The organism is Pseudomonas sp. B20 (assembly GCF_020515755.1).
Lineage (GTDB): Bacteria > Pseudomonadota > Gammaproteobacteria > Pseudomonadales > Pseudomonadaceae > Aquipseudomonas > Aquipseudomonas syringae.
In genome coordinates this window covers 54533-70997 of record NZ_JAHPJG010000005.1, presented here as the reverse complement: position 1 = coordinate 70997, position 16465 = coordinate 54533, and the positions used below count along the sequence as shown (strand labels likewise).

Here is a 16465-nt window from a genome sequence, read left to right as displayed (position 1 = left end):
TCAGATCAGCCGCTGCGCCACCAATGCATCGGCTACCGCCTGGAAGGTGTTTTCCGGCACCGGGTCGCCCGCCACGCTTCGTTTTGCAATCGACTCGGCAAGGTCTGCGTCGGGCCACAGGGCAATGCCCAGTGGCGCGGCGTCGGCGAGCAATGCGGCGGACTCGTGCTGTGCGGCGCGACAGACCACTATCGGCACTGGCGTTTCGCCGCGAACATACCGCACGCCCACCACCCAGCCGCCAGCGTCGCCAATCATCAATGACGCCCGCGCCAACCCGAGCTTGGTCGCCAGGGCCTGCATTTCGCGCCGTTGGCGCTGACGTTCGCGCTTGATCATCGGGTCGCCGTCGACGTCCTTGCGTTCGCGTTTCTGCTCGCTGTGGCTCATTTTCATGTCACGACCAAACAGCCAGCGCTGCATCAGCACATCCACCGCACCGACCAGCAGAAACGCCGTCAGCACGGTGAACACCAGCGGTTTGAGGACCAGATAAAACGTCGACTCAATGCAGCCCTCACCACAGCGCGACGACTCCATTAGCGCTTGCAGGGCCTGACGCCCTACCACGTAGAACGCCAGCCCCAGCAGTACCACCTTGACCAGCCCCTTGAGAAACTCGATCAGGTTGCGCATTGCAAAAATGCGTTTGAAACCTTCGGCCGGGTTGATGCGTTTGATGTCCGGCTGAATGGGCTCCACCGAAAACACTACCCCACGCATCGTCACGATGTTGGTCAGAATCACCGCCGCGACCGTCACCGCCACCACTGGCAAGGTAATGCCGATGACGATCTGCTCGGCATGGTCGAGCAGCCGCGGCCAGACGTCGTTGAAGGGCTCGATGTAGATCAATGCCGCGAGGTCAATCAACGCCTCGACCTGCGCCCGCGCCTTGGGCAGCAGCACCGAAATACACAACGTACACAGCAGAATGACCATGCCGGAGACCAGGTCCTGGCTTTTCGCGACCTGACCCTTCTTGCGCGCATCACGCAGCTTCTTGTCCGTGGCCGGCTGGCTTTTCTCCTCGCTGGATTCGCCCATCAGCCGCCCTCGACCGCGAGCGCCTTGAGCACCTCGATGGTGCCTCGGAACTGCGCCAGTTGATCGATCATCACCGGAATCAGAAAGCCGATATAGACCACCATCAACACCGAGAAAAACAGGTTCTTGACCGGTAATGACAGGTCAAAAATATGCAGGCTGGGGGCCATGCGTGACAGGTAGGCCAGCATCAGGTCCGTGATCAGCATGGCGATCAGCAACGGCGCGACCATCAACACACCGATGCGCATTACCTGGTCGAGAATCGCCAGAATCGACGTCAGCGCCGCGCTGCTGAACAGCGGTGTGAATTCGGTCACCGGCCAGAGCTGATAGCTGTGGTAGTAGCCGTCGACCATCAGAATGAAGCCGCCGGACATGAAAAAAAGTGTGATCAGCATGACCGTGAGCAAGGTCGCCATCACGCTCGCCTCCCCCTGCCCGAGCGGGTCGACCAGTTGTTCCATGGTCGACCCACGCTGCAGGTCGATCAGTTCGCCTGCCACCTCGGCGGCCCAGAACGGGATGCCGAACAACAGCCCGATCAGCAACCCGATCAGCAATTCCTTGATCATCAATCCAGCCAGAAAGAACCCGCTGTGCTCGGGCATGGAGGTGAACGCGGAGAAAACGGGAAGGATCATCGGCACCGAGATGGCCACTGCCACGCAACCACGAATCATCCCGGTCAGGCCCAGACGGTTGAATGCCGGAGTGATGATCACCACGCCCATGGCCCGCGAGGCAGCCAGCGACGTCGAACTGATCACCGGGTAGGCAATTTCGATGAACGCGTTGGTCAGATCAGCGCCCATGGCTGTTCAACGCGTCCACAGCGGGAAATTGTCCAGCACCTGATTCCCCAGCTCCGCCACTTGCCCCGCCAGCAACGGCCCGACGAATACGATGACCAGCAGCACGCCTACCAGCTTGACCACCTGCGGCAAGGTCTGGTCCTGAATCTGGGTCAGCGCCTGCAGCAGTCCCACGCCCAACCCCACCACAATCGCCACGATCAGCGCTGGCGCGGAAAGCAGCAGCACAGTCATCAGCGCCTGATTCATCAGCGAAAGAAATACGTCCTGACCCATGACTTCAGCCCCCGTAGCTTAAAATCAGCCCATGCATCAGGCGTGACCAGCCACTGAGGGCCACGAACAGGAATATCTTCAGCGGAATTGAAATCAAGGTGGGCGAAACCATCGACATGCCCATGGCCATCAAAACGTTGGACACCAGCAGATCGACGACCAGAAACGGGATGTACAGTAAAAAGCCGATCTCGAAGGCCCGGGTCAGCTCGGAACTGACGAATGCCGGGATAAGCACCACCAGGTCATCATCGCGCAGGTCGGCACGTGCCTCCGGAGACCAGATGGTTTCGGTCGCCTGCACGAAAAATCCACGCTCGCTTTCGTTGGCGAATTTCGACAGATGTGCCTGCAAGGGCGGTCGCAAGGCGCTGCCCAATTCTTCGAGCTGCTGAACGTTCTGCAGACTCAGATCGCGGCCCTGCACCTGCCGATACATGTCGCCGATCAGCGGTGTGGTGACGTAGACCGACAGGATCAGCGCGATGCCGTAAAGCACCAGGTTCGGCGGTGTCTGCTGTACGCCCAGTGCATTGCGGATCAGGAACAGCACCACAGAGATCTTCATGAAACCGGTCAGGGTCACCACGGCCAGGGGAATCAGTCCGATGGTGGCAACGACCAGAATGATCTCGATCAAATTCGGCTGGTAACCGTTCATGAGCCGCTGAAGCCAAGCAGGCGCACGCCCAGACCATCGCCGATGGTCACCAGTTCGCCGCGACCGACGCGGCGACCGTTGACCATCAGATCCACTTCGTCATGCGCTTGGCCGGTAAAGGGCAGAACGCTGCCAGGGGCCATTTCGCGCAACTGCGCAAGGGTCAGCTCCACGCTGCCCAACTGACAGATCAGGGTCAGTGGCAACTCGTCCAGCGAGGCATCCAGATCGGCATCGTTGCTCATTTCACTCATCGGGTCATTCCTGTCAAAGGGGTACGGAGAAAATGCAGGGCTGCCGGGACGTAACGCGCCTTGCCAGACCAGCGTGTCGCCCTGGCGTCTGACGACGGTCTGGCAGTGACGTCCCAGCCGCAGCAGCACCTGCGCATCGGTCAGGGTGTCGAGCATCACCACATCGCCCGGCAGCAGGCTGCGCAGTTCGGCGTGAGTCAACGGCGCCTGCCCGGCTTCGACACTCAACGCCAGACGCAAGGCTTGCAGCGGGTCGCGCGTAACTGCGCAGTGCTGCTCTAGCAGCGTGCTCACCCGCTGGGCGCTCGCGGCGTCGAAATGGATTTTCAACGCCTGTGCCGGCTGATCACCGGCGCGTACCTCGACGGCGACCTTCAGGCTTTTATTCCGTTGGTCGAACGTGCATGGCACTACGCGCAGAGGCTCGCCCAACAGCCCTTCCAGCGGCTCGATCCAGCTCAACCAGGCCTGCTCCAGCAGCAATGCGTCAGCGTCGGTATCGATTGCCGCGCCGGGCTGCCAGCCCAACCCCGAGAGCTCAAGCAGCCGCAGCGGGATATTCAGTTCGATCCGATGCTCGCCGAGCGTGATGGCCACACGCACCGGCTGCCGGCACTCGCCACTCGCGCTGGCCCACAGCACCTGCACCGCTTGCCCGCCCAGCAGCACCGGCCAAGGCGCCCGGGCGCGGTGCAGCCGGTTGTGCAGGTCGAGTACCTCACGGTCGAACTGCGCCAATCGCGCCTTGAGCGCCTCGCGGCACGACGGATCGTCAGCAATCGGGCCGGCATACATCGTCATGGCTCGGTTCCTGATATCAGGACAGATGTCACAGCAGTTGCAGCGGTACTGCCAGGCGCTGCCGGCTGATCGGCTTCGTCACGCTGTTCGGCCAGACGTGCATCACTTCGCACGCGCTGCTCCACCAGGCTTTGCCAGGCTTTGGTTTTCTGTTGCTGCTCCCTGTGCACTTGCCTGAGGCGCTCGCGGGCCTGCTCTTCGGTCTCAAGCGACAGGGCCACGGCATCAGCATCGGCCTGCAACGCCACACGTTCATCATCCAGCTGCTGCAGGCGCTCCTGTGCCGCTCGCCAGGCACTGACCGACAGCCCCTCACTGAACCGGCCATACGCCTGCTCGGCTTCCTGAACGAGCTTTTCCCGGTGCAGACGCAAGGCTTCACGAGCCTTTTCGAGCTCGCTGTTAGCCTCACGGCAGCGTTCACGTTGTGCGGCAAGACGCGCTGTGGCGCGCTGCTCACGCAGCACGCGCAGGGCCTGCAAACTGTGCAAGTCAGCCGTTTTCATAAGTCTTTTCCATGGCAAATGCCGTTCGGCATCGAAGGAGAACATGCATGCGATCAGTCATCACAGCGAGACGTACCCAGGGTGCGCAATCAACGTTCGAATTCATGCCAGCACCTTGCGCATCTGCGTCAGGGTCAATTCCAGACTGTCATGCTCGGTGGCGGGCTGACGCAGAAAGGCCTCGATGTCCGCGTGGCGGGCAATCGCCTCATCGGCCAGCGGGTCGCTGCCGGCCGCGTATTCACCCACCTGAATCAACAGCTCGATCTCCTGGCGCCGGGCGATGAGCTCGCGCATCCGCGAAGCCAGTTGCCGGTGTTCTGTTGTCGCGATGTGGTCCATCAGGCGGCTTCGACTGCGCAGTACGTCGATTGCCGGAAAATGATCACGCTGTGCCAGATCGGCGCTCAGCACGATGTGGCCGTCGAGAATGGAACGGGTTTCCTCAGCCACCGGGTCCATGCTCGCATCACCTTCGGTCAGCACGGTATACAGCGCCGTAATGCTGCCTGATGGTCCAGGGCCGGCGCGCTCCAGCAGACGCGGCAACGCCGAGAAAAACGACGGCGGATAACCGCGCCGGGTCGGCGGCTCACCCACCGCCAGACCGAGCTCACGCTGAGCACGGGCGAAGCGGGTCAGGCTGTCCATCAACAGCAGCACGCTGCGGCCCTGGTCGCGATGATATTCAGCCTGGGTGGTCGCCACATAAGCCGCCCTGACCCGCTCGGCGGCAGGCCGATCCGAGGTGGCCACTACGGCCACCGTGCGCGCCCGCGCCGTGGCATCCAGCTGACCCTCCAGCAGTTCACGCACTTCACGTCCACGCTCGCCGATCAGGCCGATGACGATCACATCGACATTGCTGTTACGCACGATGCTGGCCAGCAGTGAGGACTTGCCCACCCCTGGCTCGCCAAAAATACCCATGCGCTGTCCCTGCGCCAGCGTCAACAGGCTGTCTATGGCGCGTACCCCAAGCGAAAGTGGCTTGACGATGCGCTGACGACTGAACGGCGCGGGTGGCTCGGCATGCAATGGGTAACTTTGCAAGCCGCTGGCAACTGCTGGTGCAGGCCCGTCGAGAAACTCGCCCATCGGGCTGATGACCCGGCCCAGCAAGGCATCGCCGACCTGCACGCCCAACGCCTGGCCGGTAGCGATGATCTGGGTCCGGGTCGACAACCCTTCCATGGAACCGATCGGCGACAAAATCGCGTCATCCTCATCGAACCCGATCACTTCGGCCGACAACTCTCGTCCGTTTCCCGGGTCGCGCAACACGCACAGCTCGCCAATCCGCACCCCGGCCACACTGGCGCGCAACAACACACCGCGAATGCTGCGCAAGGTGCCGCGCATCGGTCTGGGCTGGGCGAGCTGCAAGCGCCGCTGAAGATCGGGCAGCAGCGTGATCAGGGCCTCATTCAACAAGCATCCCCTTCTGCCAATGGCAGCAGCGCACGCCGCAGGTTGTCCAGTTGCGCATCCAGCCCGAGTTCAACGGAGCCCGCCGGGCTGCCCAGCCGCGCCTGACCGGCTGCCAGCTGATCGTCACCGACGACACTCAGCGACTTCAGCGCCGGCGGCGCCTCGTGGGCCAACCGTCGACGCAACGCTTCGACGTCGGCACGCGGCACATACAGCGTCAGCGCCTGATCCTGACGAAACGCCGACAGTGCCTCTGCGGTGCAGCGTAGCAGGCGTTCGTGGTCATCCAGCTCGCCCAGCACCTGCCGGGCAATCCCCAGCGCCAGTTCAGCCAGCGAGCTTTCCAGCCCGGCCAGGTATCGCTCGACCCCGGCGCTGGTCTGTGCCAGCAACGCTGCGACCTGCTCGGCGCCGTCCTGGCGGGCGCGCTCGAAACCTTCGGCACGGGCCTGCTCCAGCCATTGCGCGCTGTTCTCGCGAACCGACCGCGCCTCCTGATGAGCGGCCTCGACGAAGGCGTAGCCGTCGATCCAGCGGGCCGCTTCGGCAGCGCGCACGATCCGTGATGCGGGTCGGATGGGCAGATCACTCATGGTCGTCGCTCCCGGTCAGCAGGCGGGCAACGGTTTGCACCACCGTCACCTGTCGTTCATCGCCTGGCTGAGGCTGATTTTGCGCAATGTCGAGGCGCAGGCGCAGCCAGGTTTGCAGCTCGATGGGTTGGGCCTCAAGCCAGGCGGCCACGCAGCGCGCACCATCGCGATCGATGGCCTGGACGAGTTCGACAGGGGTGCGCAACAGGTTGGCGGCCCCGGCCAGGTGGCGCTGGGCAAGTGCCAGTGAAAAAGCATCGTCCCCCATTAATTGGCGGTACTCACTGACCACATCACCCCGAATCTCGCGACTCAGCGTGGCGGCATGCCAGACCGCGCCACACAAGCGCGGCAGACGTGCAAAATCTTTGTCGGTCAACAACAGCACCGCCAGGTCATCCTGCGCTGGCTGTTCCAGTCGCGGCAGCGGGTGCAGCTTGAAATGCGCATTCAGCAGTTGCTCGAAGCGTGTCGCAAAACGCGATGAATCGCGCAGCGAAGCCAGCGTGGCTGGATCGACATCGCGTTGCAGGCACTCGGCCAACCAGCGTTCCCTGACAAACGTCAGAGGCCGCTCGACAAGTGCCTGCCACTGCTCGCTATGCGCAGCAGTCATGGTGCATCACTCAATACATAAGTGCCCTCGACCCGGCGACGTTGCCAGAACTGACGACTCAGCAATCCGGCAAGCACCAGCGCGATCAGCAACAGGCTGCCGAACAGCCAGCGCGCCGCCGGAACATCATCCTCCAGCATCCACAGCCCGAAGAAGCTCGCCAGTTGCGGCTGCGCGCCGGCCTTGTCAGGGACCGCTGCCTTGATGGCGGTCACCGACACACCGTCGTAGCCCAGCCCGGAAATACCATTGGCGACCAGGGTCTTGATCTGCGGTATCAGCACGTTGATGTCGGTGCGCGGGTCGTAGCGCACCAGCACCGAGGCCGAGGACGGCGAAATCACCCGCTTGAGCAGGTCATTGTCCGGCAGCACCACATGCACCCGCGCGGACAGAATGCCGTCGATCTGCGAAACCGTGTGTGACAATTCTTCGCTGAGCGCATAGACCATCTGGGCGCGCTCCTGTACTGGCGAGGACACCAGGCCATTGCCCTTGAACACCTCGCCCATGTTGGAGAAGCTCTGCCCCGGCAAGCCGGCATCGTCCAGCGCTGCCATGGCCTCGGCGAAACGCTTTTCGTCGACCATGACCTTGAGCTGGCCGTTGTCCTGCACCTTGCGCGACGCCGGTATGCCGTCGCGCAGCAACACAGCCAGCATGGCGTTGGCTTCCCGCTCGCCAAGGTTGGTGTAGAGATCGATGTCGCAGGCCTGCAACAGGCTGGCAAGCGTGGCCACGATCAGCAGGCGCAGGACACGGCAGCGTTTGGACATGATTCATTGACCTTTGAGAAGGGTGTTGGCGGAACCGGATATCTGGGTCGCCCCGCGCACCACCATCTGGGTTTCGATGGAGTAGTCGAACATCCGTCCCAGCGACTGCACGATCTGATCGACCTGCGGCCCACCGACTTTGCCGGTCGTCTGAGCAGCGCTCGCAGCGGCTGTCGGCGGCTGACTGGCTGCCTGCGGCGCGCTGCCCTGGGTCAAGGCGTCGGCGCGCTGGGAGAACTGCCGAGAGCGGTCGATAAAGCCGTCCAGCCGCTCCATCAGGTTGGTGCCGATCTGATGCGGGCTGGCGCCCTGCGGCATCCCCTTGGACGTCTCGGCCATGTGTTCGAAGAGGTTCTGCGAAGCCTGCGGCCCCGCGCCTCCTCCCGGCGACGGCAAAGCAGCCGCCGCCGGTGACGCAGCTAGATTCACAGACATGGTCGTACCCTATTCGGAGTCGTCATCGGACTGGGCTTCGTTCAGCATTTCCTGAGCTCGCGGCATGATGATGAACTGCCCGCCGATGGTGACGGCCTGAGTGATCAGCGCTTCGTTGAACTCACTGTCGCTGGAGGCCTGTTCGGCGTTCTCGACGGCGGCGTTGAAACGCGATTCCTGACTGGAAACATTGACGTCGACATTGCTATCTACGGAGTTGACGGACATGGTTAGTGCTCCTTTTGGGGTTACTGACGGTCGGTGGCGACTTGAGTGACGACACCGCCTCGAAACACCCGCACACCGCGTTCGCGCACCACGGGTGCGGCCTCGGCGACAGGTTGACGATCCACGTGCTGCTGAATCTGCGCCAGATAAGCTGGCGGTCCGGACACGAACAGGCTGTCGTTGTCCGGGCTGACACGACTGGACATAGGCTGGCCGGAGACCTGCAAACGGGCCAGGTAGTCCTGCAACTCTTGCAGCTGCGCGCCTTGCAGGTCGAAAACCCGCGTACCGACCTCATCAGCGCCCGCGATGTGCAGAACGTTGCCATCGAAATACCAGCTCAACTGATTGGCATCGCACAGGCGGCCAAGAAACTCTCCAGCCGTTTCCCCGCGTACCGTACCGCGGGCATTGCCGCGTACCTTGTCGGAGAACACCACGATCAGGTCGAGGTTCTGCGCGAATTCGGTGAGTGCACCGCGAATATCCTGGTCGACCAGCACATAGGCATAAGGCTCGGCGAACCACTCGGGTTCACGCTCCGGCGCCGCGTTCAACGCACCGGGCAGCGAGCACAGCAGAATCACCAACAGCCTTAGCGCGATGCGCCACTCAGCCTTGAACAACGGCATGGCACCCTCCCTGCCGGTTGCGGCGCTGCCACGAGCACCGGCCCGCAGCGACGCGAAAATCCATGCTCAAAAAACGGTCGCAATTCAGCGCCGGGGCTATAAACTGGCGCTCGCCCGCAAAGGCCGTCGACGGCTGAATTGCCTCGCCCCGTCCCCTTTCACAAGAGCCTTGTCCATGCCACCTCGTTCCGTCTCCACGTTGTTGTTGCTCGGCTGCCTGACCTTGACGGCGTGCACGACCCAGCCCAAGACCGATGCCAGCTACGACCGCTTCATGCAACTGGCCGCCGACCTGGAAAAACGCGGCGACTCGACGACGGCGGCGTCGTTCTATCAGCGCGCCACGCAACAGCCTGAAGCCGGCGTCGAATCGTGGCGCAAACTCGGTGCCGCGCTGCTTGCCAGCAACGACACACGCGGCGCGGAGCGGGCCTACCAACGTGCGCTGGAGCTCAAGGCCGATGACCCTGAAGCCTTGTTGGGCCTGGGCACCGCACAGTTGCGTCAAGGCAAGCTGCAACGCGCCGTCACCGTGCTCAATCAGGCCGCCACTGCCTTGCAGCAGCCGCAGGCGTGGAACCGACTGGGCATCGCCTACATCCTCAGCGGCGAAGCGGACAAGTCCCAGAGCGCCTTCAATAGCAGCCTTCGTCTGGCACCGAGCGATCTGGACACCCGCTGCAACCTGGCCCTTGCCTATGTGCTGGGTGACAACAATAAGAAGGCCCTGGAAACCATTGACAGCGTTAGCCAGTCGCCGCTGGCGCAACCCCGCCACCAGCGCAATCAATTGCTGGTGATGGTGCTCGCCGGTAAAGAGACAGACCTCAAAAGCATGACCTTCGACGACATTCCCAAGGCCGAGCGCAGCAAACTGATCGCCGAGGCTCGACGCATCAAGGCAATACCCGACCGTGCCGAGCAGGCACGCGAATTGGGGCTGGTCGACGCTCGCTGAAATCATCGCGCCTCCCGAGTGTCGGTGTTGGCCTGCTGCTCCGCCTGACGGCGGCGCAGTTCTTCGCGGTCATAGCCATCGATGTACACTTGCGCGGCCCTGCCCACCGGGGCTGCCATGACCGGACCGGTGCTACGGCCCTGCACCACGTCCGAGCGCTGCTCGACCATCTGCAACAGAATCAGATTGCTGGCGCAGCCCGGCGGCAGCAGCGGCTGAAAATCTTCCCCTACGCCAATGTCGTCCTGCGCAGCGGGCTGCATGCACGCATCCGGCACCAGTTCCACGCGACCATCGGCGCGCGTCACCGCCGTATAACCCGGCGAATAGCTCACCGGGTCCAGGTGGGTCTTGCAGCCTGCCAGCAGGCACAGCGTCATCAGAATCGGCAGGCGTGGCATGTTTGAAATGAGGTTCATGGCCGGTTCCTGTCAGTTCATGTAAAAGCCGAACGCGCCGCCACTGCGAGGGCCGGACGCTGCAGTGGTGGCGGCGCGCTGCTTGTCCAACGGGGTGGCGGCCACACGTTCCTTGACCGGTTCGACCAGATAAGGGGTGATCAGAATCACCAGTTCGGTCTCGTTGCGCTGAAAGCGTTTGGAGCGAAACAGACTGCCGAGAATCGGCATGTCGCCCAGCATCGGTACCTTGTCCATGTCCTGACTGCTCTCGCGCTGGAACAGCCCGGCAATGGCGAAGGTCTGGCCGCTGCCGACTTCCACGCGGGTGTCGGCACGTCGCACACGGAACGAAGGCACCTGGTAACCATTGACGTCCAGCGTGGTGGTGCTCATCAGGCTGCTGACTTCAGGACGCACTTGCAGGGCAATACGGCCGTTGGGCAGCAGCGTCGGGCTGAACAACAGCGAGACGCCGTAAGGCTTGTATTCGATACCGACCACTTCACGGTTGACGGGCACCGGTACGGCCACTTCACCCCCCGCCAGAAAGCTCGCCGTCTGCCCGGTCATCGCCGTGATGTTCGGCTCTGCCAGCACCTCGAGCACGCCATTGTTTTGCAACGCCTCGAGCATCGCATCGATGTTGACGTTACCCGAGGTGAGCCCGGCGCTGATCACGTTTGACGCACCGCTGGCGGCATCGGCAGCCAGACTGCCACCAGTCAGCAGACCAAATGAAAAAGTGCCGTTATTGAACAGCGCATTCCAGTTCACGCCATAGCGCAGCAGTTCGGAGCGGGAAACTTCAGCGAAGCGAACACGGATGTTGACCTGTGCAGAGCCTGCGTAAGTGGCGCTGTTGACCGTAGACTGAAAGTTCTGGCCCTCGGTGCTCAGCAAGGCATTCAGGTCGGTCGCTTCACCGACATCCTGGACGGCGCCGCTGGCGATCACACGGCTGCCGCTGGCATTGATGCGCGCCTGACTCTGCGGGTGCAACGCCTTGAGCGGGCGGCTTACCGCTGCCGTGCCGCTGCTCACGGCGAGGCTCAGGGTCGCGGTTTCCCGCCCCTCGCTGTCCAGCGCGATCAGGCTGGTCTGCCCGGCTGTTTTACCGAACACGTAAATCACACCGGGCGATACCACTTGCAGATCGGCAATGCCTGGCTCTGCGACCATGACCGAGTCCACCGGTGCCGAAAAATGCAGAACCCGCCCTTCGCCAATCGCCAGATCAACGGTGCCCTTGGCGCCTTTGGCGATGGTTTCGGCGTTCGCACCGCCAGCGATGAGCAAGGCACTGAGCGCCAGAAACAACAGACGAATTACAGAAGCTGAACAGATCATGAGGCAGTCGCCAGAGAGGTGGCCGCGTCAGCCTTGGGGGCCGGGCGCGCAGTGATATCGGTCAGGCTGACAGTGCCGACCGCTTGAAGGTTGTATTCGCTGGCCAGCTCGCGATACGACAGCACAGGCAACTGCAGCTCGCCACGCAGGATGATGCGGCGCAGGCCGCGACGTAGCTCGGGGTGTACCAGCAATACCGTCGACTCATCTTCGGGCAGCACATCGCACAGGCGCCGCAATTGTCCAAGTACGGTCCGTCCGATGTCATCGGGCAGCGCGTCACGATTTCTGTCCTGGCGGCCCAACGCGGTACGCAATTTTTCTTCGAGGGCAGGGGCCAGCACAAATGCGCTGATCACCCGGTTGCGATCGGCATACTGGTGGCTGACCTGACGCGCCAGCGCTGCGCGCAGGTGTTCAGTCAGACGCCCGGCGTCGGCTTCGCGACCGCCCCACTCCACCATCGCCTCCAGCAATCCACGGCGGTTGCGTATCGACACACCCTCGGCAACCAGCAGCCGCAATACTTCGGCAATGCGTTGCAGCGGCAGGATGCGTAACGCTTCCTTGACCAGTTCTGCGTACTTGCCCTCAAGCTGCTCCAGCATCACGCGAGTTTCCTGAATACCCAGGAAATCTGCAGCATAGCGACGCAAGGTGCGTTCCAGCGTGGCGCGCAGGATTTCATCGGCGAACAGAAAGCCGATGCCCGCCTCCTGCAACTGATCGGCATGCTCGCGCGCTACCCAACGACCGGGACGCGAACTGATCGGCGAAGGGGCTTCGAAGGGCTCCACGGAGATAAGTTGTGCATGCAGCGGATCATCCTGCAGCAGCAGCGATGTGGCACTGAATTCACCTTCGCAGACGGGTACGCCTTCCAGTTCGACCTGAAAGCGATCTGCCGCCATCGAGCGATCCAGGTAGACGTCTGGCACCGGCACCTCGACCCCCAGATCCGTGCGAATGTCGTGACACATGGCTTCGATGCGCTGGCGCAGCGGCTGCAGGGGCGCTACCTCGGCCAACCCTGCGCCGATGCTCAACAGTACCTGAGTGTCGCGGGGACGCTCGGCTTCCTCCAGCGCGGCGACTGGCTCGGGCTCAGTCGCCGACGCTTGTTCAGGTTGCTCGACCTCTGTAGTGGGCAGGCTGGCCCGATGCTGACGCCGCCAGAGGAAAAATGCGCTGCTGCCAAGCAGAGCCGCCAGCACGACGAATACCGGCATGGGAAAGCCGGGCAGCAGCCCGACGCCAAGCAGAATCAGTGCGGTCAGCCCCAGCGCCCGATGGCTGGCCCCCAGTTGCCTGACGATCTCGGTGCCCAGGTCGCGTTCTTCGCCATCGCTGTTGACCCGTGTCACCACGGTGCCCGCAGCCACTGAAATCAACAACGCCGGAATCTGCGCGATCAGACCATCGCCGACGGTCAGCAGCGAATAGGTATGCGCCGCCTCGGCGAACGGCATGCCACGCTGAACCATGCCGATCATCATGCCGCCCAGCAGATTGACGAACAGGATCACCAGCCCGGCAATGGCATCGCCCTTGACGAACTTCATGGCACCGTCCATGGCCCCGAACATCTGGCTTTCCCGCTCCAGGCGCGAACGACGGCGTCTGGCCTCGGCCTGATCGATGTCACCGTTGCGCAGATCGTTGTCGATGCTCATCTGCTTGCCCGGCATCGCGTCGAGGGTAAACCGTGCAGCGACCTCGGCGACCCGCTCGGCGCCTTTGGTGATGACTACGAATTGCGCCACGGTGATGATCAGAAACACCACCAGCCCGACCACGACCTGGCCTGCGATCACAAAGTCGCCGAACGCCTTGACGATATGACCGGCATTGCCATCCAGCAGGATCAGACGCGTCGTGGTGATCGACAGCGAAAGACGAAACAGGGTACTGAGCAGGATCAGCGGTGGCAGTGCCGAAAATTCCACCGAATGATTGATGTAAAACGCGACGATCAGAATCAGCAGGCTGAGCGCAATGTTCAGAGCAATCAGCGCGTCCACCAGGTAAGTGGGCAGCGGTATGATCATCATTGCGATGGCCATGAGCATGAACGCGACGATGATCACATCGGTGCGTTTCGAGGCAATCTCGGCCAGCCGGTTGAGGCGGTTCATGAGGGTCATTGCGCGGCCCTCCGGGCATCCAGATAACGTCTGAAACACTGACGCGCTTCCTCCCTGCGACCGGCTTTCCACAGCGCCCGGCTACGCAACAGAATCAGCGACGCACTCTCGCCCTGCTGCTCGACCAGACGGTCCAGTGCAGCGAGCGCCCTGTCAGCATCTCCGCTGTCAGTGAACGCCAGAACCAGGCTGTGCAACAGCGCGGTGTCAGTCGGCGCCAGCTGGATGGCGATCAGCAGCATCACCAGCGCCCGCTGAGGCTGACCACTGCGGCGGTACAGATTACCGAGCCCGGTCAACAGCTCGACACATTCGCGATCCTGGGCTGCACTCATGGCTGCACCTCGGCACGCTGCTGTTCAAGCAAGAGACGCAATTCGATTTCCTCTCGAATCACCTCTTCAGCCAACTCGCGGATTTCCGGTTCTGCATCCAGCGCCGGCAGCACTTCATCAAGCACGTAGCGCAATACCTGCAACGAGCGCGCCGGGCCAAACAACGGCGCGCCGACACCAGCGGCCTGCTCGGTCTGTTCAAGCTCGCCACGCAGTGAGCGACGTACCTTGCGCTCGCGTTGATCCAGCAGCGCTTCGAATCGCGTGCCCTGTCTTGGCTGCGTCGGCGCGACACGCTCGACAGCTGGCAAGGACTCCGGAGAAGTCGGGGTAACGGGCCGCAGGTCGACTTTCATAATGTGAAGGCAAACCGTTCCTGACCACGCACCAGACGCACCTGATCACCTTCGATACTTTCCAGCGTCCAGTCGTCTGCCAGCATCGCGCCGGGATAGACACGCTTGCCATGCTCGTCAATGACATATGGGTTGCGTCCGAACCAGACGGCTTGCAGGCGCACACGTGGCGTCGCAACCGCTGCGCTCACCTGAACGTTGGGGGTCAGGACGATGCGCTGGCCAAAACGGCTGTCGAAGTCGCGCTGAATCCTTAGCCAGCTGCTTTTAAGATCAGCGGGATAACTGCCTGCCACACTCAACTGACCATCCTGCTCTTGGACACGCAATTGACCAAGCCTGGCGTCGCGCAGTGCCTGATCCAGCCAGTTCCGGGCTTCGGACAGCGTTGGCATGGAGACATCGACAGCTACTGCGGGAACACCGACGGCGCCACGATGCGCCACAGCCTCTGGCGGCGCGCGAAATGCAAATGCAGTGGCGCATGTCACCAGCAGCAACAGCGCACCCAGCATCGGCAACTTGAATGCATGCAGTGTACGGGGTGCGGCGGATGAGGCTTTTGCAGGTCGGGTGCTGCGCAGACGCAAGCGGCTTTGGCCGAGCGTCAGCTCGACGGGCAACCCGAGTCGCTGCCCGTGCCCCTCGGGGATAAGCAGACGCTTGCCAAGCGCATCCAGTGCGGTCACGTCACCGCCCAGCGCCTCAATGGCAACGAGATCATCGGAAAAGCGCAGGCGCGCATGCTGAGCAGCGATATCGGCATCGCCCAGCACCAGATCGGCCATAGCGCCACTGCCGATTGTATAGACCGGCTTGTCGAGCGTCAGGGCAACGCCCTGGTGCAAGCCGTGGAGAATTTCGAGCGATGCCACGCCATTATCCTGCTCGGCAGCGTCTGGCGTTGCGCTCAATGAAATCAGGGCTGTCATGATCGAGTCACCACCGTGTGATTTACCGGAAACGGCACGTCAGAGCCGGGTAAAGCTGTCGATCGAAAGACGTTGTGCAAATCATGCAAGAAGCGAGTGTGGGCGGCAGCGCCGCCGCCCACACCACGACATCAGTTCTGAGGACGTTGCTTGGTAGCGTCCAACTCTGCCTTTTTGGCAGTGGAGATTTCAGTGATCTTGGCCGACTTCTCGATAGCCATGTCAAAGGTAGCGGACATCTTTTCGATTGCCGCGTCCGAATTGCCGGAGCTTACCGGTGCAGTCTCACTCATGTTGTTTCTCCTTGCTTAGAGGGGGAAGTTTCAACTGCCAAGAGGCAGAGCAATATGCCATCACTGAACAGTGAGTCCGGGACTGTTACTTGATGATCCCAACGAGAAGCGTGTTCACTGTTCCGCCAGATCGATACTACGCAAGGAGGATTAACCGATGCTGTGAAAAGTTGTGAAATTGGTTTTCACAACCCGTTAAAACAATTAACCAACAATGATATCAAAATGATACTTATTACTGCATTATTTCTGGAAAGACAAAGTTTTTATGTGTCCGCCGAACCGAAGGCGCCGTACTACGTGCCCTGCAGGCATACGATTTGATACTCGACAAGCGTGTGAAACGTTGTGAAAACGCAGGCATTGATCTTCCTTATCGCCCGCCAAGTGTTAGTGTCTGCTCATTAAGCTCACTGACTGGACATGCGTAAAACGAGAACCCGTTCAAACTATAGAAGTGTGAACTCGTTTTAACCACGCCCTGTGCAAGATGTTTGAAACTGCATCGTCGCCACCGTGTATTGCCTGAATATCGAGGCTGCTGCGCAACACATGGCGATTTTAGCGATCGGTCGAAGTACCCCCCTCCAACGGCCAATCGCATTGACTGCCCACAACAGGAGTTACC

General features: G+C 61.8%; 22 protein-coding genes. 1 reads left to right on the top strand and 21 read right to left on the bottom strand.

The genetic code is table 11. From position 1 onward, the window contains the following. From LIX91_RS06925 to LIX91_RS06865, 13 genes are all read right to left on the bottom strand, one after another. Window positions 1-1047, bottom strand: coding sequence for an EscU/YscU/HrcU family type III secretion system export apparatus switch protein (locus LIX91_RS06925; protein WP_003410101.1), 1047 nt, complete (start codon window positions 1045-1047; stop codon window positions 1-3). Then, complete coding sequence (gene sctT / locus LIX91_RS06920) at window positions 1047-1862, bottom strand: type III secretion system export apparatus subunit SctT (protein ID WP_003410099.1); 816 nt, start codon at window positions 1860-1862, stop codon at window positions 1047-1049. The genes LIX91_RS06925 and sctT overlap by 1 nt, the downstream gene beginning before the upstream one ends. A 6-nt stretch (window positions 1863-1868) precedes the next feature. Next, window positions 1869-2138 (bottom strand): EscS/YscS/HrcS family type III secretion system export apparatus protein, encoded by a 270-nt coding sequence (locus LIX91_RS06915; protein ID WP_003369212.1) that lies wholly within the window; start codon window positions 2136-2138, stop codon window positions 1869-1871. Between the two features lie 4 nt (window positions 2139-2142). Next, window positions 2143-2799 carry a type III secretion system export apparatus subunit SctR gene (sctR, locus tag LIX91_RS06910; protein ID WP_003369210.1) on the bottom strand — a complete coding sequence of 219 codons (657 nt, stop codon included), beginning with the start codon at window positions 2797-2799 and terminating at the stop codon, window positions 2143-2145. Beyond that, the gene (gene sctQ, locus LIX91_RS06905; RefSeq protein ID WP_226488226.1) at window positions 2796-3854 is read right to left on the bottom strand and encodes a type III secretion system cytoplasmic ring protein SctQ; all 1059 of its coding nucleotides are present in this window, start codon (window positions 3852-3854) and stop codon (window positions 2796-2798) included. Before sctQ ends, sctR begins: the two co-directional genes overlap by 4 nt. After that, window positions 3851-4360 (bottom strand): hypothetical protein, encoded by a 510-nt coding sequence (locus tag LIX91_RS06900; protein WP_003416340.1) that lies wholly within the window; start codon window positions 4358-4360, stop codon window positions 3851-3853. The genes sctQ and LIX91_RS06900 overlap by 4 nt, the downstream gene beginning before the upstream one ends. 102 nt (window positions 4361-4462) lie before the next feature. Continuing rightward, entirely contained in the window at window positions 4463-5791 is a 1329-nt protein-coding gene (locus tag LIX91_RS06895) for a FliI/YscN family ATPase (protein WP_003410090.1), read from the bottom strand. After that, complete coding sequence (locus tag LIX91_RS06890; RefSeq protein ID WP_100071955.1) at window positions 5788-6384, bottom strand: FliH/SctL family protein; 597 nt, start codon at window positions 6382-6384, stop codon at window positions 5788-5790. The genes LIX91_RS06895 and LIX91_RS06890 overlap by 4 nt, the downstream gene beginning before the upstream one ends. Continuing rightward, window positions 6377-7000, bottom strand: a complete 624-nt coding sequence (locus LIX91_RS06885; RefSeq protein ID WP_100071956.1) for a type III secretion protein — start codon at window positions 6998-7000, stop codon at window positions 6377-6379. The genes LIX91_RS06890 and LIX91_RS06885 overlap by 8 nt, the downstream gene beginning before the upstream one ends. Continuing rightward, on the bottom strand, window positions 6997-7776 hold the full coding sequence (sctJ, locus tag LIX91_RS06880; RefSeq protein ID WP_046237557.1) for a type III secretion system inner membrane ring lipoprotein SctJ: 780 nt from the start codon (window positions 7774-7776) through the stop codon (window positions 6997-6999). The genes LIX91_RS06885 and sctJ overlap by 4 nt, the downstream gene beginning before the upstream one ends. A gap of 3 nt (window positions 7777-7779) precedes the next feature. Continuing rightward, entirely contained in the window at window positions 7780-8211 is a 432-nt protein-coding gene (locus LIX91_RS06875; RefSeq protein ID WP_032698439.1) for a hypothetical protein, read from the bottom strand. Window positions 8212-8220: 9 nt separating this feature from the next. Continuing rightward, entirely contained in the window at window positions 8221-8439 is a 219-nt protein-coding gene (locus LIX91_RS06870; protein WP_024693172.1) for a hypothetical protein, read from the bottom strand. A 20-nt stretch (window positions 8440-8459) separates the two neighbouring features. Continuing rightward, window positions 8460-9071: a hypothetical protein gene (locus tag LIX91_RS06865; RefSeq protein WP_003410074.1), complete on the bottom strand. Its 612-nt coding sequence runs from the start codon at window positions 9069-9071 to the stop codon at window positions 8460-8462. A 175-nt stretch (window positions 9072-9246) separates the two neighbouring features. On the opposite strand from LIX91_RS06865, the gene LIX91_RS06860 reads away from it, so the two are divergent. Further along, a complete protein-coding gene (locus LIX91_RS06860; protein WP_226488225.1) occupies window positions 9247-10029 on the top strand; it encodes a tetratricopeptide repeat protein in 783 nt (260 codons plus the stop codon). 2 nt (window positions 10030-10031) lie between these two features. Here LIX91_RS06860 and LIX91_RS06855 read toward each other — a convergent pair whose 3' ends face one another. The 8 genes from LIX91_RS06855 to LIX91_RS25725 form a co-directional block, all read right to left on the bottom strand. Beyond that, window positions 10032-10448 carry a hypothetical protein gene (locus LIX91_RS06855; RefSeq protein WP_046237558.1) on the bottom strand — a complete coding sequence of 139 codons (417 nt, stop codon included), beginning with the start codon at window positions 10446-10448 and terminating at the stop codon, window positions 10032-10034. A 12-nt stretch (window positions 10449-10460) separates the two neighbouring features. Beyond that, window positions 10461-11777: a type II and III secretion system protein family protein gene (locus LIX91_RS06850; RefSeq protein WP_003416330.1), complete on the bottom strand. Its 1317-nt coding sequence runs from the start codon at window positions 11775-11777 to the stop codon at window positions 10461-10463. Beyond that, complete coding sequence (gene sctV, locus LIX91_RS06845; protein WP_103689473.1) at window positions 11774-13921, bottom strand: type III secretion system export apparatus subunit SctV; 2148 nt, start codon at window positions 13919-13921, stop codon at window positions 11774-11776. The genes LIX91_RS06850 and sctV overlap by 4 nt, the downstream gene beginning before the upstream one ends. Next, window positions 13918-14256, bottom strand: a complete 339-nt coding sequence (locus LIX91_RS06840) for a tetratricopeptide repeat protein (RefSeq protein WP_226488224.1) — start codon at window positions 14254-14256, stop codon at window positions 13918-13920. Before LIX91_RS06840 ends, sctV begins: the two co-directional genes overlap by 4 nt. Further along, on the bottom strand, window positions 14253-14612 hold the full coding sequence (locus tag LIX91_RS06835; RefSeq protein WP_024693168.1) for a hypothetical protein: 360 nt from the start codon (window positions 14610-14612) through the stop codon (window positions 14253-14255). The genes LIX91_RS06840 and LIX91_RS06835 overlap by 4 nt, the downstream gene beginning before the upstream one ends. Next, window positions 14609-15544, bottom strand: coding sequence for an FHA domain-containing protein (locus LIX91_RS06830; protein WP_100071958.1), 936 nt, complete (start codon window positions 15542-15544; stop codon window positions 14609-14611). Before LIX91_RS06830 ends, LIX91_RS06835 begins: the two co-directional genes overlap by 4 nt. Window positions 15545-15675: 131 nt before the next feature. Next, complete coding sequence (locus LIX91_RS06825) at window positions 15676-15837, bottom strand: hypothetical protein (protein WP_003369172.1); 162 nt, start codon at window positions 15835-15837, stop codon at window positions 15676-15678. A 470-nt stretch (window positions 15838-16307) separates the two neighbouring features. Then, a complete protein-coding gene (locus LIX91_RS25725; protein ID WP_161633432.1) occupies window positions 16308-16454 on the bottom strand; it encodes a formate dehydrogenase N subunit beta transmembrane domain-containing protein in 147 nt (48 codons plus the stop codon). Window positions 16455-16465 lie beyond the last annotated feature (11 nt).